Origin of the sequence: Haloarcula amylovorans (assembly GCF_004681185.1) — an archaeon.
Taxonomy (GTDB): Archaea; Halobacteriota; Halobacteria; order Halobacteriales; family Haloarculaceae; genus Haloarcula; species Haloarcula amylovorans.
Genome location: NZ_SRIF01000001.1, coordinates 89,257 through 109,174 on the forward strand (window position 1 = coordinate 89,257; position 19,918 = coordinate 109,174).

Genomic DNA, 19,918 nt, shown 5'->3' on the forward strand with positions numbered 1-19,918 from the left:
GCGGCGTAGCCGCGAGCAATAGCGAGGGCGCAGTGGGGTTCTCGTCGGTCGGCGGCATCCGTTGGTCTCCCCTCGAATCGGTCGGACCAAAATCCCGTCGGTGCGCCCCGAGGCGTCACTCGCCCGGCGTCTCGGTGCCGGGCGTGAACGAGTGGGTATCGAGGGAAACGCTCGCGACAAGGAACGCCCCGGCGAGCAGTGGAATCACGGCGCAGGCGGCGTACACCGGCGTGAAGCCGACCGACTCGACCAGCGGAAGCGACACCATCGGCCCGAGCGCACCGCCGAAGTCGCCTAAGACGTTGTTCGTCGCGGTGGCCCGCCCCATCCGGTCGTTGGGCGTGAGGTCCGCGAGCAGGGCGACGAGGGGGCCGCTGGACCCGCCCTGTCCGGCCCCGATGAGGAGGCAGGCTGCGACGAACGCCGGGAGCGTGCCGGCGACGGTCAACAGGAGAAAGCCGACGAAGGAGACGACGAGGAAGCCGACCAACACCGGCACGCGACGGCCGTCACCGTCGCTCAGTTTCCCGCCGCCGAGCATCAGCCCCGAGGCGGCGACGACGGTCACGGCCATCAGCCCGCCGGACAGTCCCTGTGCCCCGTAGCCCAGCGTGGTGAGACTACGTGCCTCGATGACGAGGACGAGCGTCGAGAACAGCGCGCCGAGGTACGCGAAGTAGAGGCCGAAGTTGACGAGGCCGACGGTCAGTGCGGGCTTGCTCGTGTCTATCTCTAGCGGCGAGACGCCCCGTTCGGTGCCGTCAACGTGCGTCTCGGGCACCAGTCGGTGGGCGATGACGCTCGCAAGTAGCGCGAACGCCGCCGCGACGGCGAAGGCGATGGTGACACTGTAGGCCTCACTGACGACGCCGCCCAGTATCAGGCCGACCGGGAAGCCGAGCGTGATGCCGCCGCGGACGACGCCCATGTTCTGCCCGCGCGAGTCGGCGTCGCTCACGTCTGCGGCGATGGTGTAGGCCGTCGCGAAGACCAGCGCGCTCCCGATGCCCCACAGGACTCGCGCGAGGAGGAACCACACCTCCGGCAGCGGCGCGTTGATGGCGACGACGTAGCCCATCGTCGCGACCCCCTCGATGAACAGGCCGACGACGAACGGTTTCCGGGTACCCGCGCGGTCGATGAGCGACCCCGCCGGCGCGTTGGCGACGATGCGCGTGATGCGGTTCGCGCTCAGGATGAGCCCGACGAGGAACGGCGAGATGCCGAGTACCGCCCCGAGGTTCGGCAGGATGGGAAAGACGACGCCCCCGCCGAATCCGACGAAGAACGTGCTCAGGATGACGGCGACGATGACCGTCCGCGAACGGGTCATCGTGCGTCCTCGCTGACGGCGACGTGGAGGGCTGTCGCTCGCTGCATACTACAACTGGGTCTCTGGGTCGGATAGGGGCATCGGCTGCGGGTCGTCTAATCGGGAGCTCAATCCGCCGCTACGTTCAGCGTTCGGTAGACGAACGCCCACTTATCAAGCTCCTGCGTGACTTCTAGCGACGTGGGCGTTCCGACGCCGTGGCCCGACTCGTCGTAACTTCGATAGCAGATCGGCGCGTCTCCCGTCGTCTTGGCTTGCACCCGCGCCGTCATCTTTCGGGCGTGGGCCGGGTGGACGCGCGTATCGCCGGCAGCGGTGACGAACAGTGTCGCTGGATACTCAACCGCGGCTACGCTGTGGTAGGGCGAGTACGAACGAAGACGATCGAACGCCGCCGCGTCCTCGGGCGAGCCGTACTCACCGGTCCACGCTTCGCCCAGCAAGAGTTGGTGAAAGCGGAGCATATCGAGCAGGGGGACGGTACAGACCACTGCGCCGAACAGCTCCGGACGGCGGGTGAGCGCCGCCCCGACGGTGAGACCGCCGTTGCTCCCGCCCCACGCGGCGAGTCGTTCCGAGGTAGTGTAGCCGCGGTCGACGAGCGCCTCGGCCGCCGCCTCGAAGTCCGCGAACGTGTTCTCCTTCCGGTCGCACGACCCGGCCTCGTGCCAGGCCTCACCGAACTCCAGGCCGCCGCGGAGACAGGCCAGCGCGAACACGCCACCGTCGGCGAGGAACGGGAGGCGATACGGATCGAGGTTCGGTAGGAGCGGGATGCGGAAGCCACCGTAGCCGTACAGTACCGTCGGCGCGTCTTCGGGGTCGACGTCCGACCGATGGACGACGTACACCGGGACCGACGTGCCATCCGCCGATTCGACCCATAGACGGTCAGTAGTGAGGTCGAGTTCCCCGTGCGGGTCGAGGTTGTCCGGTAGGTCCGGCGACTGCTGGACTTGCCAGTCGTCTGGCCCGGCGTCGGTGCCCACGTCGGCATGGATGACGCTCGTTGGTCGGTCGAACCCTTCCAGCGCGAACAGCAGTTCCGCTGTGTTCCGGCTGCCGCTGAAGGAGTCGCGCGGTATTCCGGCGTACTTGGGGAAATCGAGTTCGTAGCGCTCGCGCCCGTCGCCGTCGTGGACCGAGACGACGGAACTGGCGTTTCGAAGCCGATGCACGCCGAGCCCGTCGCCCGCCGGCGCGATGTCGGCGACGACATCTTCGGATTCGGGGACTACCGTCTCGAAGTCGGAGAGACCGTCGGCGTCGGCGAAGTCAGCGGCGTCGATGGCGAGGACGCGAAACCGTGGGGCATCGTGGTTCGTCCGAAGGTAGACGCGTCCGTCGTGTACAAGCGGGTGGAACGTCGCATCGCCGTCAGTGAGGACTGGAGCGAGTTCACTGTCGACCAGCGCGTACAGGTTGACGTCGGCCCCGAGTTCGCCCATCGCGACGACGGTGACGCCCGTCTCGCGCTCTACGTACACCCACGGCCAGTGAGTGGTGGGGATATCATCGGTGACTTCCCACGACTCGCCGCCGACCTCGTGAAACCACAGTGCCTTCTCCAGTTGCCCACCCTCGTCGGCACTACCCGTCCGCAGGTGGTAGAAGCCGCTGTCCTTCCATGCGACCATCATGTCTCCACACCGACCCACGTCAGCTATCTCGTCGACGACCGTCCCGTCGCTGGCTCGACAGACTCGAAGGTCGTACTGCTCGGTGCCGGCCTCAGTGAGTCCGTAGACGACGCACTCACCGTCGGACGAGGGGACGAACCACTGGAGCGCCGTCGTCTCGCCGAGTGCGGCCGGGTCGACGAGCGTCCGGGGGTCGTCGTCGCAGTTCTTGCGGACAGTGAGACGCGGTTGGTCCGCGTCGGCCGCCTCGATGCGCTGGAAGTAGCGGCCGCCGGCGGCGACGGGGACCTGATAGCTCGCGTGGTCGGCGACGGCCGACAGCCGCGTGTGGAGCGAATCGCGTTGCGGCGTCGCCACGATGTCGTCAGTGTAGGCGTTCTGTGCGTTCTCCCATTCGGCGACGGCGTCATCGTCCGCTTCGAGCCACCGATACGGGTCGGTGATGGTCGTTCCGTGGAGGGTGTCGGTGACTGGATCGCGGTCCGTTGAGGGCGGTCGCTGCATGCCCGAGTTAGCGACCGGTACCGACAAAAAACCAGTTCCGCCGGCGACCCGCCGGAACCAACACTACTTCGAAGGCCGCCACACAACGAGGGAGACGATGACTGCGCCCTCCCCCGCGATCTCAGTCAGCGACCTCTCGAAATCGTACGGTTCGACCACCGCCGTCGGCGGCGTCGACCTCGCCGTCGACCGCGGCGTCGTCTACGGCTTCCTCGGCCCGAACGGGGCCGGGAAGACGACGACGATGCGGATGCTGACCGGCCTCGTCGAGCCGTCCTCCGGCGAGGCCCGCGTCGGCGGCGTGGACTGCCGCGACCGCGCCAAACTGGTCTCGCACATCGGCCTCCTGCCCGAGGAGCCGCCGCTGTACGACGAACTGAGCGGCCGCGAGCAACTGGCCTTCGCCGCCGACGTCCGCTCGCTGTCCTGGGACGCCGTCTCTGAGCGCGCGCTCCCGCTGGTCGACCGACTTGGACTGTCCTCGGACCTCGATAAGCGCGTCGACGGCTACTCGAAGGGGATGCGCCAGAAGTTGGCGTTCGTCCAGGCGGTCCAGCACGACCCCGACGTGGCGTTTCTGGACGAGCCGACGAGCGGCCTCGACCCGCGGGCGGCGAAGACGCTTCGGGAACTCATCATCGAACTGCGCGCCGAGGGGACGACCGTCTTCCTCTCGACGCACATCCTGCCGGTCGTCGAGGAGATTGCCGACGTAGTCGGCGTCCTCCACGACGGGCGACTCGTCGCCGAAGGCCCGCCGTCGGAACTCATCGCTCAGCGCGAGGACGAGGCGGGTGACGGCGACCTCGAAGACGCGTTCCTCGAACTGACGAGCGAGCAACCGGAGCCACAGCGATGAGCGCTCGGGAACGACACGCCACCCGTGCCATCGCCCGGACGGAACTGCGGACGCGCCTCCGTAGTATCCGGGCCGATGCCCGGCAACTGCTCGCCACGCTCCTCGGTGTCGTCGCGCTCTGTCTCGCCGCCGCGACGATGGGCTACGGCGCGGTCACGTCCCTCGGTCGGGCGCTGGCCAGCGGGAACCCACCCATCGGACAGATAGGGATCGTCGTCCTCGGTGTCCTCGGCGGTGGCATCTACCTCGGCGTTGCGAGCGCGATGAATCAGGGGAGCGTCGGCCGCGTCGGGCCGCTAGTCCGCACCTCGACGACGCCGCGGGCTGTCGTCGCCGGTCGCGTCGGCGGCGCGTTTCTCGTTGGGAGTATCTTCGGCGTCCTCCCGCTGCTCGTAGTACTCGTCGAACTCCTCGTTGGTGCCGGCGGGGTCCTCGCGCCCACCCTCTTCCTCGTCGGATTGTTTCCCGTAGCCCTCGCCGGTGCGGTCGTTGGTCGTGCGCTGGGGTCGGGTGGGAAACTCCTCGGCCGCCGTCTCGGAATCGACGGGTGGGCGAAGGTCGTCCTCGGTCTCGGCATCATCGCGGTGCTGTTCCTCGGGACGCAACTGGCGACTCGGTCGTTCATTGAGAACCCCGAGACTGCGATGCCCCGGACGGCGCTACTACCCGGCGCGCCAGCACAGGCGTACGGCAGCCTCGTCCTCGTACCCGTCGGCGGCGCGGCGACGACGACGGGCCTGCTCGTCTTCGCGACAGTCGTCGCCACGGGATTCGTGGCGGCGGCCCTCACCGTCCGAACCGAGGAGCGACTGCTCGTCACCGACGACGGGGCGCAGGGCGCGACCGTGAGCTCAGACGCCACCGTTCCGACGCCGTTCGGCCACACGCCCTCGACCCGACTGGCGTGGCGCTACCTGCTGCGCGCTCGTCGAAACCCGTCGATGATGGGCCATCTCTTCCCCCTGCTGTTCGGCGGGATGAGCATGCTCGCCAGCGTCTTTGCCAGTCCGGACGCGGCGCTGCTCGTCGGTCCCGGCGCGCTGGAAGTACTGGGCGTCCTGTTGGCCGGCGCGACGTACGGACTGAACCCACTTGGCGACGAACGTGACCAGTTGCCGCTCTTGCTGACGAGCGCTCGCTCGACGGCGATTCCCCTCCGCGGTCGCGCCATCGCCGGCGCGACCATCGGCCTCGTCTTCGTTGCCCTCGGCTTCGCGTTCGACGCGTATCTCAACGGCGTCGTCGGGTCGCTCGCGCGCGCCGCGCTGAGCGTGTTCCTCGTCGTCGCCGCGACGGGGACGGCGCTCGGCTTCGGGGCCGCGCTTCCGGCCTTCGAGCGCCGCGAGTACATGAACGTCGAGCGCGCCCATCCCTCCATCATCATCCTCTTTGGCTACCTTCTCGGCGGAACGGTGATGGCCGCCGGCGGGCTCGTCCTCGCCTCGATCGTGGCCGTCGACGGGCTCGGCCTCCTGACCGGCGGCCTGGGTGCCGTCTACCTCCTCTTCGTCGTCGCGTTCGCCGTCGGCGGCTACGTCTACGCTGTCCGCCGCTTCGACCGCTTCGAACTGGACGACGTATAGGACTGATTCGCCAACTCAGCTTTCGGCCCACGCGTAGCCGTCGCTCGTCGCCTGGAGCGTCCCGTCGTTTTCCCACGTCTCGACGACCTGTCGTAGCCCCTCGTGGTAGGTCGGATATGTCGGCTCCCAACCCGTCGCATCTTTGAACGTCTCGGCCGTCGTGGGCATCGGCTTCGAGAGCAGATTCGCCGTCGACTCGCCGACGAAGAAGCGTGCGAGCCACGCCGGAACGCGACGGGGTTCGGACGCATCGAGCATGCTGGCGAATGTCCGGACGTACTCGATCGCGGTCACCCGCTCGTCGTCGACGACGTGGTAGATGCCGCCGATATCAGCGTCGAGAGCATCCGCGAGCGCCCGCGCGGCATCGTCGGCGTGGACTAGCGAGAGGTGGGCGTCCCGGCGGCCGAGCAGGCCACCACAGGGGATCGCCATGTCTCCAGCGAGGATGTTCCGGGCGAACTGTCGCGTGTACGCGCCGTCGGGCGCATAGAACATCCCACAACGCAGGACCGTCGCGTCGAAACCGCGCTCGCTTGCCGTCTCCTGCAACAAGTCCTCTACGTCTGCGGCCGACTGAGTGACGCGATCAGGGTGCCGTGTTGCCGTCTCGTCGAAGGCCGACCCGTCCGGCTGGCGGGCGAGCCAGACGACGCTCGGGAACAGGAACTGCGAGAGGCCCTCGCCCGCGGCGGCGAGGAGGTTCTTCGCGCCTTGCAGACGAACGCGGTCGTTTCGCGCCCACGCCTCGTCGCTGGGCTTCGTCGCCGTCGGCAGCGCCGTCGCTGCGTGGATGACGGCTTCGGGGTCGTACATCGCATCGGCGAGCGAATCGCTGTCCAGTACGTCACCCCGTCGCGGAGCGCCACCGCGTGCCTCGACGAGGTCCGCACCTGCATCGTCGCGCGCGAGTCCTGAGACGGTGTGGCCGCGGTCCGCTAACCGTTCGACGAGCCGACGGCCGAGGACGCCGGTCGCGCCGGAGACGAAGACGTGCATACTCGTTGTTCGTTCCCGAGTCACCGAAACCGTACCGCCGGACGCCGCTGTGGGGTTTAAGTCGGAGTCCTCGCCAGTCACACGTATGAAACATGTCCGCCTCGCCCTCGACGCGGGCGGTCGGGAAGCCGAGGTGCATCCGATGTACGACACGATGGTCAACGCGCCGTTCGTCGAGCGAGCGACCGCGATGCACTGGAACTTCTCGGGGGACGAACTCGGGATCATGCACTACGTGGAGGGCGACGTCGACGCCTTCGAGGAGCGTCTCCGGACTGTCACCGAGGTGCTGGACTACGAACTCACGCCCGCGGGCGAGAGAGCCTTCTACGCCTACGTCCGGGACGCGACCAACGAATCACTACGAGAACTGTTCGCGATTGTCACTCGGAGCCCGGCCGTCGTCATCCCGCCCATCGAGTACCGCGCGGACGGTACCGTCGCCTACTCCGTCTTCGGCCCGAGCGCAGAGATTCAGGCGGCCATCGACACCGCGTTCGAACTGGGATACTACGAGATACCCCGCGAAGCGAGTCACGAGGCCGTCGCCGAAGCCATCGGCTGTGCGCCGAGCACCGTCGCCGAGCACCTGCGGAAGGCGGAGTCGAAACTCCTCGGTTCGCTGCTGGAGTGAGCTACTCCTCGACGCATTCGAGGACGATGCGGTCGACCGAGACGACGGCAAACGTCACTCTCACGGCCGATAACGAGAGGGGTCCATCCACGGGCGAAAATGCGACGCGCGAATCGCATGACAACCGGCGCTACGTCCAGAATCAGTCATCTCTGCCAAAAACAGCGAATAGCTGATAGTATCTGATTATCATTCGAAGGGGCTATTTCAGGTTCTGTAACCGCTCCTGACAACTTATGTCGAAAAGCGTAATACTCTCTACGTACAGCTACAATCAAGCTTCAGGGGGTCTTGGGTGGGTTCTCGGGCCCGCAGCTGATAGCTCGAAAGACGAGAGATAATATAACACTCATGTCAGATAAAAATGTGAAACTTAGCAGACGGAGGGTACTCGGTGGGCTGGTGACGCTCGGCGGTGCGGCCGCCGCGGCAGGGGCAGGGACGTTCGCCCTGTTCAGCGACACCGAAGAGGCAGATACGACCATCAATTCGGGGACGCTGAACCTTCAAGCTGGTAGCGAGGACAACGGCGAGGCCACGGCGACAGTAGACGTCTCCGATGCGTTCCCCGGGGATTCCGGCGCGGGTTCGACCACTCTGACGAACGATGGGAACATCGACGGTTACCTGGACTTCACGTTCAGTAGCGCCGTCAACGCCGAAGGCGACGACCCCGAGTCCGAGCCGGATACGAACACCAACGGCGATCTCGGGAGCGTTCTGCAAGTTACGGTCGAAATTGACGACACTACGCTCCGGACTGGGACGTTCAACGAGGTTTTCGACGGTACCGAATCCGACGATAACATCGCGTTGAACGCTACCACCTCGAAGACGCTCAACGTGGACTGGTCGATACCGAGCGATGCTGGCAACGAGATTCAAGGGGACCTGGTCAACGGCGATATCACCATCGAACTGGGTCAGCAGATGAGCCAGTAAGTGCGCGAACAGTCGTCTACGGGCTAGCACTCCGCTTGAATCCGAATAGCACGCGATTCCCACGACACATGAGAGACGCGATACCGAATCGGCGTAGGCTTGCAGGCGGGCTCGCAGTCGCGGCGTTCCTCCTTGTCCTCACCATCGTCGGTGTCGCAGCGGTCCCACAGGTCATCGGGGCGAAGGGCAGTTACGTCGTGTTGAGTTCGAGTATGTCACCGACCATCGATGCCGGCGACGTGGTCGTCGTACGAGATGCTGACCCGAGTGCCATCGAAACTGGTGACGTTATCACCTACCGGTCACCGACCGACGCCGACCGGCGGGTCACTCACCGCGTCGTCGCGGTTCAATCGTGGGACGGCGGCCCCGCGTTTCGAACGAAAGGTGACGCCAACGAGGAAGCGGACGCAGCGCTCGTCCCCGCCGAGAACGTGGTCGGCGTGGTTTGGTTCCACATTCCGCTGGTGGGGTATCTCCTGCAGTTCGCCAGCAGTACCGTCGGTATCGCGCTGTTGGTCGTGGTGCCCGCGGTGCTTCTCGTCGTCACCGAATTACGTGACCTCTATCGAGCGGCGACAACAGTGACTGACGAGGAGCGTGCGACAGAGACGCCACCGGGTCAGCGGGAGGAATAACGATGCACGTCTCCCGAGGGGCACTCACTGCGCTCGTGGTACTCACACTCGTCGCTTCCTTCGCTAGCGGCGCGGGGACGTACGCACTGTTGTCCGACACCGAGACGGCCGAAGTCAACGTGACGGCGGCGACGTCCTTCGACAGCACGCCGCCCGGCCAACGCGCCTACGACGACGCGAACGGAAACGGGCGGTGGGACGAAGGCGAGTCGACCTACAACAGGAGTGACCTCGTCGACTTCGACGATCCATCGGCTAATCTCGTCATCCCGGACGGAGCCGCGATCTCACGAACGAACGGCGACGTCGATGTCACCGCAGCGAACATCGTCACCGCGGCGAACATCAGTTCTCGAAAGGGAACGGTGACGCTCGCCGCCACCGGCGGTGACATCGACGCCTCGGGGATACAGCTCTCCTCGACGAACGGAGATGTCGAACTGACTGCCAGCGGCGACGTGACCCTCTCCGGGACGACCCTCTCCGCTGATAAGGGCCGTGTCCTCGTCGACACTGTGTCGGGACGCATCGACCTCACCGGCGCACAGGTCGACGCGCCGAACGAGGGCGCGACGCTTCGGGCCGAAGATGGCGTCATCGCCGTCGGTGTGACGCTGACCGCCATGAAAGGACCGGTCGTCGTCGACGCTGCGTCCGGCGCAGTCGACCTCTCTGGCGCGCAGATCAACGCGAAAAACGAGGGTGCAACCATCGAGTCAGCGGACGGTATCGACCTCTCGGGGGCGACCATCAGTTCGAGAAAAGGGAGGATAACCGCACAGACGGATGATATCCTCGTTCTCGACGGAGCCGCTATCGACGCTCACAACAAAGGAATGTCGCTCGTCGGACGACGCGTTTCGGCCCGGAGCGCGTCACTCAGCTCGACGAAGGGTGACATCGTCCTGCGGGCGACCGCCAACGACGGCGGCGAACTCGACGCAACTGGCGCACGCCTCTACTCCGGCAAACTCGGGGATTTCACGCTCGCTTCGAACGGGGATATGCGGCTGGAATCTGCCGTGCTGGACTCGAAGAAAGGCAGCGCCACCGCGTCGCTTGGACGGGCCGACGCGACGCTGTTCGTCGACGGTGCCACGCTCGCTGATAGGGACGCGGAGCTAGTCGTCGGCCCCGACGGCTCCACGATTGATGGGACGCCAGCGTCGGGGACGACCGGCTATTGATAGTGTGATTTCGGTCCATAGATGACCTTGATTTCAAACTCCGATACCACTAGGATGCGATTCAGGCTGTGAATGAACGTAACACTCGCTCTGAATTTCAGTATTGATATTTAGATGCGAGAATTTTAGATGACGTGGGTGTCACCTCTAGTAGATGGGAACGGCACGGCCTGCGTGGCTCCACTTCGAGACGTCGCTGTTCAGCGAGCGCTCTTTCTCTTGGGTCTGGTGGCTCGCCGCGGCCACCTACGGCGTCGGCGACATCGTGACCACTATTGCGATAATCTACTTCGTCCCGTACTTCACTGAGGGCAATCCCGTCGTCAGAGCCGCGATCACCACGTTTGGCGGCGGCGGCTTCCTCGCGCTGAAACTGCTCGTCCTCTATGCTGGCATCGGAATCAGTCTCTGGGCCGGCAAGGCCGAGGACGACCCGTTGTTGTTCTACGGCCCGCCCCTACTCTTGACCATCGTCGGTCTCTGGGTGACGGCGCACAATCTCGCGCTCCTCCTCTGAATCCGGTGCGAGCCGCTCTCACGGAGGATATGGCGGGCGATTTGCGTATGCAAGCAGTACACGCATACCATAGACGCCGTTACGACTAATCGCGATGTCAACAACACAGATCGACGACGACGACGTCGGAAAGGACGTCATCGCCGCGGACGGCGACGACATCGGCATCGTCAGCGGTTACAGATACGGGACGGCGTACGTAGATCCCGACCCCGGGATAACGACGAAACTGAAGACGTCCCTCGGTTGGGACGACGTCGACGAAGAGGAAGGCTATCCGCTGCAGGAAGAGGCAGTCGAGACAGTCACTGACGACGAGATTCGACTGCGCTCTGACCTGTAACCCGCTGTGCAGCTGTCCACCGCCTCGTGGAGGAGGGCGGTCCGCCGGCCGTCGATGGGAGCCGACACCGGCGGGCTTGTTTTCGCTGTCTACTAATCGCGACACGCCGCCCGACCGGTAGTCGTGGGACCGTCACCGAGAGCTCGTCTCATCCGAGCGTCAGATCTGGTGTGTTCACGCCACGCACAGCAATCCGCTTCGGAATTAACGACTCGTCCCGCTGAGTAATTGGGGTATTTTAATCCACTCGCCCGTGTACTACTCGGTATATGTGGGGCAACGAACGGGCTCGCCCGGCGCTACTTCTGGTCGCCCTCATACTGGTGGTGACGCTGTTCGCACCGTTCTCGCCCCTGGTAGAGCGGAGTCCGACCGAGCAGAAGACGGTCAAAGATGTCCGCTTCGTCCAGCCGCGCGACGACGGTGTGCGACTGTGGCCCTACACGAGCCGCGGCCAGACGTTCGAGCAGGCGACCCTGCCCATCAACGCCGTCGTCCTCACCGACGCGACGACGACCTACCAGTTGCTCTCGACGACACCGGGGGGCGGCCAGCGGCTCTACTGGAACACGACCGAGAAGACCTGGCAACCGAGTCGAACCGCACAGGCCAACGTGACGATAAACGAGACCGGCGTCTACTGGGCCGAATCCACCGGATCCGAACGGTACACGTTCTCGATGTCGAACAAGTCGAGCCAGTGGCGCGACGCGACCTATCAGCTCCACCACGGGACGTACTTCGGGTCGCGGCACCACCTCCGCCTCTACGCTGGCGGGTCGAGGGACCAGCCATGGACCGCCATCCAAGCCCACCACGAACACTGGGACTGGTTCCGCCTCCGTCACGACGTCAACAGCCTCTCGAAATCCCAGCACTACCTCGAACGCGACTTCCGCGGCATCGGCCTCGTCACCAAGCTGAGCCGCGAGCGGTGGGCGAACGGCGGCGCGATCGACGCCGATGGCTGGGTCACCGTCATCGAACTCGAAGACCGCGTCACCAGAGGGCCGCAGTACGACGCCGACCAGTCCGAGACGTCATCGGCAGACTCACAGGCTCAGCCTACGCCGATGGACTCACAGGCTCAGTCCAAGCACACCGACACGGCTCCGCACGTAGCGGTGTACGGCATCGCGTTCTCGCTCGTTGGCCTGGCGTTCGCCGGGTACGTCGAGTCGGTCGTCGAGGAAGGCCGCGAGTACGCCGAAGAGAGCCGTGAGTACGTCCGACGACTCCGTGAGAGCCCGTTATCGCGGTACCACGTCGCGCTGTTCGCCTCGACGGCGCTCATCCCGCTGATCGTCCGCGTCGGCGGGATTGCCGCCGAACAGGCGTTCCCGTTCACGTCGCCGAAAGTCGTCGGCGCGCCGTTCTACGCGCTTCTCGCCGTCGGCTTGCCCGCCGCCGCGATCCTGTTCGGCCGCCACCTCACCGCAACCGACGGGTTCACCGTCGCCATCCTCGGGTTCGGGACAGGCATCATGCTCGATTACTCGTATCTCGGGCTGACCGTTATTCCCTACGGCGCGCTGGTCCAGCGTGCCGTCCTCCTATTGGGACTCGGCCTGCTCGCAGCCGGCGGCACCCGGTGGGCGACGGAACCGGTTCCGCGCCACCGCTATCACACCGCCGGGCTCGCGCTCTGGGTCTGGGCGCTCGTCTGGCCGCTGCTCGGGTGAGGGGGCCGTTCGATCCGTTCGTGACTACCTCTATACAGTTGGCTGGCAGATTCACGAGACAGAATCGTACAGTATATTCTTGAAATACAAATTTTAAATACGAAAGCACCTCCAAATAGAGACGATGAACAGCGGTGGGGGGACACAGCGGGGGGTACAGAGCGTGCCGGCACCGATTCCGCCGGACGATCCAACGGCGTGGTACGCACCGGACGTGCGCGAGCAGGACGAAATATATCCGGGTGTGGTCGTCACCGTCCGGCGAACTGACGGCTTTCGCTACGAGGTGCGTGGGCCGCTTCTCGGCGAGGCGGAAGCCGAGACGCTCTCGACCGTCGAGGCGTACTTCGAGGGCGCGAACATCGAACGCCCGCGAACACGCGAGGGTGCCATCGAGCGGATGGAACGGGGGTTCGACCCGAAACACCGCCGCGTCATCGATCGACTCGTTAACTGTTCACCCGCGGCCCGCCGCCGCGTCGCCTACCACGCGCTGTGTTCGCTCGCGTGTCTCGGCGAGCTGACGCCCTACGCGCTGGACGACCGAATCGACGTAGCCGACGTGACCGACGACGGCATCGTCGTCCACACCGACGCCTACGCGCCCGCGGAGACCGATTTGTCGGCCGACCCAGAGTACATCGAGCGCTTCGCCAGCGAACGCGTCGAGCGCCACACCGTCCGCTTTCACGAGTTCGACGTGCCGGTCGTCGTCTACCGCGAGCATCTGCTCGGCTCGGACCCGTTCACGACGAAGTACGCCGTCCGCGAACCCGACTTGCTCCCCGGCGACGAGGAACTCATCGAGGCCTGCAAGGAGCGCATCTGGGAGACGAGCGTCGACGGACTCGTCGAGGACCGCGTCTCGTTCGTCCGCGAGCGCGCGACCGCGATACTGGCCCGCCAGTTGACCGTTCGGAACACGACCGAGTGGCTCGACGCTGTCCAGTACCGCTTGCGCTCCGCGCTTGCGGAACTGGACCTCGCGGTGCCGCCGGTCGACCACCGCTTCGCCGACGACCGACTTGACGACCTCCTGTACTACGTGATGCGTGACCTCGTCGGTCACGGCAAACTCACAGTGCCGATTCGAGACCACACGCTCGAAGACGTCGAAGCGAACCGCGTCGGCGAGCGCGTGAAAGTACTCCCGCGAGCCGATCTCGGTCACGACGGCCGCGTGCCGACGAACCTCTCTTTCGACTCCGAGAGCGCCTTCATCAACGTCGTCACCCAGCTCGCGGCCGACGACGGCACGGAACTCAACGCTTCGAACCCGAGCGCGAAGGTCAACATCGACCCCGACGGCGAGAGCCTCCACGACACCGAGGAGACGATTCGCTGTGCCGTAGCACTCCCCACCATCAGCGAGGACGGTCCCCACATCTCTATCCGAAAACAGTCGGCCGACGCGATGACGCCGATCGACCTCGTCGAACGCGACTCGCTCCCGACGGAACTCGTTGCCCTGCTGTGGCTCTTTTACGAATCGCACGGCGTCGTCCTCTTTTCGGGTCCGACTGGCGCGGGAAAGACGACGTTGCTGAACGCGCACATGCCGTTCATTCCGTACCGGGACCGCCCGATCAGCATGGACGAGGGCTCTCGTGAGGTGCGGATTCCCCACGAGACCGGGGTGTCGCTGACGACCAGAGAGCACGAACGCGACCACCGGCGCGTGACGATGGCTGACCTGATGACCCAATGTAATTATCTCAACCCCGATATCGAGGTCATCGCCGAGATAAATACGCCGGCTTCCTTCCAGACGTTCGCCGAGACGCTCAACACGGGCCACGGTGTTCTCGGAACGACACACGCCGCCGATGTCGAGACGCTCGTCAACCGTATTATCGAGAAGGGCGTGCCGCCCTATCTCTTCGAGGAGATCGATCTCGTCGTCTTCCCCCGCCACGTTGGCGGAAAGCGATACGTCGGCGACGTTGTGGAGTTCGTCGACGAGCCGCTCGACCGCGAGGGCTGTGGTACTATCGAGAAGAATGGAGCAACCATTCACTACAACACGCTCTGCCGGCGCGGGCCCGACGGGACGTTCGAGTTCGCGTACGAACACGAACAACTCGGCGACGACCGACGGCGGGTCGAGACCGAGGTTTTCGACCGTCTCGGGACGTTGCGGGACGAGTCGGTCGAGACCGTCGAGGAGGCGTTCCACCGTCGTCATCGCTACGTGCAGTACCTCGTTCGGGAAGGTATCACGGACTTCGAGGAACTGTTCAGCGTGCTCGCGGACTTAGAAACCAATGAGGCCGCGACCGTCGAGCGCCTGCGCCGGAGGTCGGGCGAGCGAGACCCGTTACATCTGGAGGTCGACACCGGTGACGACTGACAGCTACACGCTTGGCCTGTTCGACCGAGGGCTGTATGCGCTGTTCGCTCATCACGCCGACGACAGCCGACACACCACCACGCGAGAGCGCTACCGGGCGGCCCATCCCGACACCGGATTCGGCATCTACATCGCTCGCATCTACGGGTTGGCGTGGGTCGCCCTCGTGGTCGCCAGTTTGAGCACCGGTACGCTGGCGCTCGCGCTCCCGGTCGGAACGTTCGATCGAGCAGTCGCCGTCGTGGGGCAGAGCCTTCCGGTTCTAAACCGACTGGCGCTACCACGCGTTCCCCGATTGGTCCTCGCGATCGGTCTCTCGCTGCTGGTCGGTCTCGGCGCTCGCTGGGCCGCATTCTCACTGGGAACTCGCTACCTCTCGTGGGTTGCCGCCGCGCGGCGGGCCGATATCGCTGCGACGCTGCCCGGTGCGGTGCGCTATCTCCGAGTGCTGGCGTCGGGCACCCACGACCGGCGCGAATTGCTCCGTGCCGTCGCCGAGCAAGAGGCCTATGGCGAGACGGCAGTCGCCTTCCGCCGCGCACTCAACCGCGGGACGCTCACTGGGAGTATCGACGCCGGACTCGAACGTGTAGCGAGCGAGACGCCCTCGCGGGATTTACTCGGTCCGTTCCTCTTGAAGTTCCGTGAGCACGCCAACCAGAGCGCCGACGCGCTGGAGGGGTATCTGGAGATGGAGGGACGACTGCTCTCTCACGAACAGAGCCGCCAGCAGGAGCGGGCGACGGGCTACCTCGAACTCCTCTCGGAACTGTTCGTCGTCCTGCTGGTCGTCCCCGCGCTCGTGGTGCTCATCGTCACCGTGATGGGCGTCCTCGCCCCGGGGCTCTCCGAACCGGTCGGGACGCCGCTCGGACCGGTGTCGGTCCGGGCCGGGATCGTCTACGGCAGCGCGGCGTTCGTCCTCACCACGGGGCTGCTCGCGGCGTTCGTCGTCGCAACGTTGCGTCCGCGAAACACCGCCGCACCGACCTACGCTCGGCCAAACGGCGTTCTAGCGACCGTGCGGACGGTCCCCTCGAATCCTGCCAGTGCGCTCACGATCTGTCTCCCCGCTGGCGTCTCGCTCGCGGTTGCACTCTGGACGCTGGGATATCGACCGGTGAACGTCCTCTTGCTCTCGTACGTCGGTGTCGGTCTCCCGGTCGGTCTCGTCGCGGTCCGACGTGCCCGCCGCGACGACGCGAAAGACCGGGAGATACAGGACTTCGTTCACGCCGTCGCCGGGCACGTCGCACTCGGCCGACCGTTTCCCGCGGCGGTCCGGCACGTCGCGGACGACGTGCAGTTGGGCGCGCTCGCCGAAGACGTCGAGTCGCTTGCGTTCACGCTTTCGCTGTCGGACAGCCCCAGCGACGCGACCGAGGACGGCCGTGCCGCCGCACTGGACCAATTCGTCGAACGAGTCGGCACCCCGATGGCCGAACAGACCATCGGTCTCGTCGTCGGCGCGCTCGACGCCGGTAGTGACGCAGAAGACGTTTTCGAGACGTTACAGACCGAGATCGGCAGATTGTACCACCAGCGGAAATCGCTTCGGTCAGCACTACTGGTCTACGTCGCCATCGGCTGGACGACCGCGCTGTTGGTCGTCGGCATCACCGTCGCGGTCAACGTCTACGTCTTAGCGGAGTTCGCACAGTTATCGACGGTCACGAGCGCGCAAAGCATCGCCTTCGACCCGTCGGTAATCGACCCCGAACGGGACCGCTACCGGTTCTACGTCGTCACGCAGGCGACGATGCTCGCCTGTGGCTGGTTCGCTGGGACTGCCAGTCGGGGCGTCTACGAAGCGTTGTTTCACTCCAGTGGACTGGCGCTGTTCGCCTACGTCGTCTTCGCGGGGGTCGGACTGCTGTGAGCACCCGAACAGCGCGAAGTCGCGGGCAATCTCACGTCGTCGGCGTCGTCCTGCTGTTGGGGCTGACGATGGTGGCACTCGGCGGCCTGACCGCGGTGGTCGGAAGCGTCGTCGACGGACAGACGGCGGCGGCCGACGAGGCACGCGTGGCAGGGACCTTCGACGACGGCCTGCGACCGACCGAACAGACCGGGCCGAACCGCGTGCAGGTACGGTTCGGTGACGGTCGGCTGACGACCGTCGAGCGCGAGTTGCGGATTCTTACGCCGACCGGTGTCCGTAGCGAGATCGAGGTCGGCGGCCTCGTCTACACGTCAGGGTCGGCACGCACGGCCTTTGTAGGTGGGGCTGTCGTCCGCGGCCAGCCCGAAAATTCGTGGCTCGTTCGTGAGCCACCGGTGACGGTGACGCGGGACAACAGCACCCTCGTCGTCGGAGCCGCCGCGGTCAACGAGAGCGGCGCGACGGTGAGCGGAAGCGGCGGCGTGACCGCTCACCTCCGAACGAACGTCACGCACACCCATACGCGATTCCCGACCACGAACTATCGGGTCGCCGTCGAGACGGCAACGCCCGCGCCGCTGGCGCGACACTTCCGCAGCATCGGCGGCCGGACAACCGTCACCGACATTGACGGTGATGGCGTCCCGAGCGTCGTGTTCTCAGTGGACGGCCAACAGGCGGTGCATCTCGTCGTTCACGCGATGCACGTGGAGGTTGCCGGTGGATAACCGCGGGCTCAGCACGGTCGTCGAGAAACTGCTCACGCTCGGCATCGTCTCGCTGTACATCACGCTCTTGACGCCGACGCTGTACGGTGGTGCCGTCCCGGCGTATCAGAGCGCGGTCGGCGCGGAACTGGGCGAGCGAACGCTCGCGGAGGCGACCGCACGCGTCGAACAGGCGATCCCGCCCGTGGGTCGGGACGCGACCGCGACGGTCAGGGTAGACGTGCCCGCGACCATCGACGGCAGCAGCTACGAGATTCGAGTCGAGGGTGACGCACTCGTCTTAGCCCACCCCGACCCGGCGGTGAGCGCTCGAAGCCGGCCGGTCCTGCCGGATCGAGTCACGACGCTGACCGGGGAGTGGCAAAGCGGCAGCGCGACCGTCGTTACTGTCACCGGCGACGGTGAGAGCCTGACAGTGCGACTGGAGGACGGCCGATGAGACGGTCATCGGCCGGCGTGGACGCGACGAACTCGACGATTCGCGCACAGTCGACACTGCCCGCGGTTGGGGTCGCGCTCGTCCTATTGACGGTCGTGACGGCGCTGGGGCTGGGGATGGCCGACGCAGCTATCGCCGGGGCCGACCGGACGCCCGACGAGCGCCGGACCGCGGCGGCGACCGCCGCGTTGCTAGTCGACGCCGACGGGCCGCTCGCCGACCGCGCGAACGTCTTGAACCGCTCTCGCGTGGCGGCGTTCGATGCGGCGGCACTCCGCGCGGCAGTTCCCCCGGCGAGGGAGTACGCTGTCAGTGTCGCGCTCGCGGGCGAGCCGCTCGCTCGCAGCGGTGATCCCGCTGGCGGAACGACTATCCGCAGACTCGTCCTCGTCGAGCGGTCGGGCCACGAGACGCTCTCGCCGGACGGGTCGGCGGTGACGCTGCCGCGTCGCACCGACAGCGCGACGGTGACTATCGCACCCGCCAGCGGAACGATTGTTCGGACAGTCCGGGCCGGAGACCGCGTCCTTCTGCACAACGACAGCGGCCTGCGTGGGACGTTCACGGTCGAGCTGGTGCCGTACGAACCGACGCGGCTCCGCTTCGAGACGGTCGGTGCGCTGTCGGACGGCGATGTCACCGTCACTTACGCCGCGCCGCGGGCAACGAAGGCAACGCTGGCGGTGACCGTCGATGGATAGAGCGCAACTGCCGCTGTCGCTGGTCGAGGTGGCACTCGGCGCGACGCTGATTCTCGGCGTGGCACTGGGGTTCGCACTCGGAACGCCGACCCCCGAGACGCAGGCCCCCCAACTGGACGCCTACGCCGAGGACACGGCGACGATACTGGCGAACGAACCGCCGCGTCACAACGGAGCGAGTCGACTGCGGGAAATCGTGGCGAGCGACGCCGCGTTCGCCCGGGAACGGGCGTCCCTGGAGCGGCGCATCGGCCGTATCCTTCCAGCAAACGTCCTCTTTCACGTCCGGACGCCCCACGGCACCGCTGGCACGCCGCTCCCACGCGGTCGGCCAACGGGGACAGCGACGGTGCCAACGGGTGCCGGGACGGTCCGAATCGAGGTGTGGTACGCGTGAGCGAGCGCGGCCAACTTGTCCTCGTTGCCGCGACGCTGGTCGCGATGGCGCTCGCGCCCATCGTCCTCGCGTACCTCCAGCTCGGCTATCACGACGACGTGCGTGCGACCGCCGACTACGACGACCCGACGGCCGAGACGGTTCGGGTCGTAGAGCGCGCCACCGCGACGGCCAGTTCCGGCGTGCCCGGCGATTACCCGTGGCCCGACCGGAACGCTGCTGTCACGTCCGTTCGTGACGACCTGCGTCCGCCGCTCGACCATCTCCAAGTGGCCCGCGTTAGCGAGGGGACGGTCACGTCGATTACGTACAACGCGAGCGCCGCCACCGCGTGGCGCGATGCCAACTGTCCCGACGGCCCGGACCGCCAGTTCGGCCCCTGCGCCGCCGACCGTGGCGTCGTCGTGCAGGAGCGAACGGGGCGGACGCACGTCCTCGGCGTCGCCTTCGACGTGACGACGACGACCGACCGGAGCGAGACGACGGTGACGGTGGTCGTCCGCCCCGTCGGCCGGCAGACGCCCGTCTGACGCCGAGAACCGGTTCACTAACAATGGTGG

Annotated in this window: 19 protein-coding genes; 16 read left to right on the top strand and 3 right to left on the bottom strand. The window is 66.1% G+C overall.

Going from position 1 to position 19,918, the window contains the following annotated elements:
- Positions 1-115 precede the first annotated feature (115 nt).
- Entirely contained in the window at positions 116-1,333 is a 1,218-nt protein-coding gene (locus E4S61_RS00480; protein ID WP_135301944.1) for an MFS transporter, read from the bottom strand.
- A gap of 107 nt (positions 1,334-1,440) precedes the next feature.
- On the bottom strand, positions 1,441-3,477 hold the full coding sequence (locus E4S61_RS00485; RefSeq protein ID WP_135301945.1) for a prolyl oligopeptidase family serine peptidase: 2,037 nt from the start codon (positions 3,475-3,477) through the stop codon (positions 1,441-1,443).
- 97 nt (positions 3,478-3,574) lie between these two features.
- Between E4S61_RS00485 and E4S61_RS00490 the strand changes: the two genes are divergently transcribed.
- Both E4S61_RS00490 and E4S61_RS00495 read left to right on the top strand, forming a co-directional pair.
- Entirely contained in the window at positions 3,575-4,336 is a 762-nt protein-coding gene (locus tag E4S61_RS00490; RefSeq protein WP_135301946.1) for an ABC transporter ATP-binding protein, read from the top strand.
- Positions 4,333-5,919 (top strand): hypothetical protein, encoded by a 1,587-nt coding sequence (locus E4S61_RS00495; protein WP_135301947.1) that lies wholly within the window; start codon positions 4,333-4,335, stop codon positions 5,917-5,919. The genes E4S61_RS00490 and E4S61_RS00495 overlap by 4 nt, the downstream gene beginning before the upstream one ends.
- 15 nt (positions 5,920-5,934) lie before the next feature.
- Here E4S61_RS00495 and E4S61_RS00500 read toward each other — a convergent pair whose 3' ends face one another.
- Entirely contained in the window at positions 5,935-6,918 is a 984-nt protein-coding gene (locus E4S61_RS00500; RefSeq protein WP_135301948.1) for an NAD-dependent epimerase/dehydratase family protein, read from the bottom strand.
- A gap of 85 nt (positions 6,919-7,003) precedes the next feature.
- Here E4S61_RS00500 and E4S61_RS00505 point away from each other — a divergent pair, with 85 nt between their 5' ends.
- The 14 genes from E4S61_RS00505 to E4S61_RS00570 all read left to right on the top strand — a co-directional run bounded on the left by E4S61_RS00505 (position 7,004) and on the right by E4S61_RS00570 (position 19,888).
- Positions 7,004-7,552 (top strand): helix-turn-helix domain-containing protein, encoded by a 549-nt coding sequence (locus E4S61_RS00505; protein WP_135301949.1) that lies wholly within the window; start codon positions 7,004-7,006, stop codon positions 7,550-7,552.
- Positions 7,553-7,903: 351 nt separating this feature from the next.
- Positions 7,904-8,494, top strand: a complete 591-nt coding sequence (locus E4S61_RS00510; RefSeq protein WP_135301950.1) for a TasA family protein — start codon at positions 7,904-7,906, stop codon at positions 8,492-8,494.
- A 68-nt stretch (positions 8,495-8,562) separates the two neighbouring features.
- On the top strand, positions 8,563-9,132 hold the full coding sequence (locus E4S61_RS00515) for a signal peptidase I (protein ID WP_135301951.1): 570 nt from the start codon (positions 8,563-8,565) through the stop codon (positions 9,130-9,132).
- A gap of 2 nt (positions 9,133-9,134) precedes the next feature.
- Positions 9,135-10,319: a hypothetical protein gene (locus tag E4S61_RS00520; protein WP_135301952.1), complete on the top strand. Its 1,185-nt coding sequence runs from the start codon at positions 9,135-9,137 to the stop codon at positions 10,317-10,319.
- Positions 10,320-10,473: 154 nt separating this feature from the next.
- Positions 10,474-10,836: a hypothetical protein gene (locus tag E4S61_RS00525; protein WP_135301953.1), complete on the top strand. Its 363-nt coding sequence runs from the start codon at positions 10,474-10,476 to the stop codon at positions 10,834-10,836.
- Between the two features lie 94 nt (positions 10,837-10,930).
- Positions 10,931-11,179, top strand: a complete 249-nt coding sequence (locus tag E4S61_RS00530; protein WP_135301954.1) for a PRC-barrel domain containing protein — start codon at positions 10,931-10,933, stop codon at positions 11,177-11,179.
- 269 nt (positions 11,180-11,448) lie between these two features.
- Positions 11,449-12,861, top strand: coding sequence for a hypothetical protein (locus E4S61_RS00535; RefSeq protein WP_135301955.1), 1,413 nt, complete (start codon positions 11,449-11,451; stop codon positions 12,859-12,861).
- A 124-nt stretch (positions 12,862-12,985) separates the two neighbouring features.
- On the top strand, positions 12,986-15,211 hold the full coding sequence (locus E4S61_RS00540; protein WP_135301956.1) for a type II/IV secretion system ATPase subunit: 2,226 nt from the start codon (positions 12,986-12,988) through the stop codon (positions 15,209-15,211).
- Positions 15,201-17,090 carry a type II secretion system F family protein gene (locus E4S61_RS00545; RefSeq protein WP_135301957.1) on the top strand — a complete coding sequence of 630 codons (1,890 nt, stop codon included), beginning with the start codon at positions 15,201-15,203 and terminating at the stop codon, positions 17,088-17,090. Before E4S61_RS00540 ends, E4S61_RS00545 begins: the two co-directional genes overlap by 11 nt.
- The gene (locus E4S61_RS00550; protein WP_135301958.1) at positions 17,087-17,821 is read left to right on the top strand and encodes a DUF7289 family protein; all 735 of its coding nucleotides are present in this window, start codon (positions 17,087-17,089) and stop codon (positions 17,819-17,821) included. The genes E4S61_RS00545 and E4S61_RS00550 overlap by 4 nt, the downstream gene beginning before the upstream one ends.
- The gene (locus tag E4S61_RS00555) at positions 17,814-18,260 is read left to right on the top strand and encodes a DUF7266 family protein (RefSeq protein WP_135301959.1); all 447 of its coding nucleotides are present in this window, start codon (positions 17,814-17,816) and stop codon (positions 18,258-18,260) included. Before E4S61_RS00550 ends, E4S61_RS00555 begins: the two co-directional genes overlap by 8 nt.
- On the top strand, positions 18,257-18,961 hold the full coding sequence (locus tag E4S61_RS00560) for a DUF7263 family protein (RefSeq protein ID WP_135301960.1): 705 nt from the start codon (positions 18,257-18,259) through the stop codon (positions 18,959-18,961). The genes E4S61_RS00555 and E4S61_RS00560 overlap by 4 nt, the downstream gene beginning before the upstream one ends.
- On the top strand, positions 18,954-19,358 hold the full coding sequence (locus tag E4S61_RS00565; RefSeq protein WP_135301961.1) for a DUF7262 family protein: 405 nt from the start codon (positions 18,954-18,956) through the stop codon (positions 19,356-19,358). Before E4S61_RS00560 ends, E4S61_RS00565 begins: the two co-directional genes overlap by 8 nt.
- A complete protein-coding gene (locus E4S61_RS00570; RefSeq protein WP_135301962.1) occupies positions 19,355-19,888 on the top strand; it encodes a DUF7261 family protein in 534 nt (177 codons plus the stop codon). Before E4S61_RS00565 ends, E4S61_RS00570 begins: the two co-directional genes overlap by 4 nt.
- The last annotated feature ends 30 nt before the right edge of the window (positions 19,889-19,918 follow it).

Bases quoted from the DNA above. Each gene is read 5' to 3' on its own strand.
- E4S61_RS00480 (WP_135301944.1), bottom strand. From the start codon at position 1,333: ATGACCCGTTCGCGGACGGTCATCGTCGCCGTCATCCTGAGCACGTTC.
- E4S61_RS00485 (WP_135301945.1), bottom strand. From the start codon at position 3,477: ATGCAGCGACCGCCCTCAACGGACCGCGATCCAGTCACCGACACCCTC.
- E4S61_RS00490 (WP_135301946.1), top strand. From the start codon at position 3,575: ATGACTGCGCCCTCCCCCGCGATCTCAGTCAGCGACCTCTCGAAATCG.
- E4S61_RS00495 (WP_135301947.1), top strand. From the start codon at position 4,333: ATGAGCGCTCGGGAACGACACGCCACCCGTGCCATCGCCCGGACGGAA.
- E4S61_RS00500 (WP_135301948.1), bottom strand. From the start codon at position 6,918: ATGCACGTCTTCGTCTCCGGCGCGACCGGCGTCCTCGGCCGTCGGCTC.
- E4S61_RS00505 (WP_135301949.1), top strand. From the start codon at position 7,004: ATGAAACATGTCCGCCTCGCCCTCGACGCGGGCGGTCGGGAAGCCGAG.
- E4S61_RS00510 (WP_135301950.1), top strand. From the start codon at position 7,904: ATGTCAGATAAAAATGTGAAACTTAGCAGACGGAGGGTACTCGGTGGG.
- E4S61_RS00515 (WP_135301951.1), top strand. From the start codon at position 8,563: ATGAGAGACGCGATACCGAATCGGCGTAGGCTTGCAGGCGGGCTCGCA.
- E4S61_RS00520 (WP_135301952.1), top strand. From the start codon at position 9,135: ATGCACGTCTCCCGAGGGGCACTCACTGCGCTCGTGGTACTCACACTC.
- E4S61_RS00525 (WP_135301953.1), top strand. From the start codon at position 10,474: ATGGGAACGGCACGGCCTGCGTGGCTCCACTTCGAGACGTCGCTGTTC.
- E4S61_RS00530 (WP_135301954.1), top strand. From the start codon at position 10,931: ATGTCAACAACACAGATCGACGACGACGACGTCGGAAAGGACGTCATC.
- E4S61_RS00535 (WP_135301955.1), top strand. From the start codon at position 11,449: ATGTGGGGCAACGAACGGGCTCGCCCGGCGCTACTTCTGGTCGCCCTC.
- E4S61_RS00540 (WP_135301956.1), top strand. From the start codon at position 12,986: ATGAACAGCGGTGGGGGGACACAGCGGGGGGTACAGAGCGTGCCGGCA.
- E4S61_RS00560 (WP_135301960.1), top strand. From the start codon at position 18,257: ATGAGACGGTCATCGGCCGGCGTGGACGCGACGAACTCGACGATTCGC.
- E4S61_RS00565 (WP_135301961.1), top strand. From the start codon at position 18,954: ATGGATAGAGCGCAACTGCCGCTGTCGCTGGTCGAGGTGGCACTCGGC.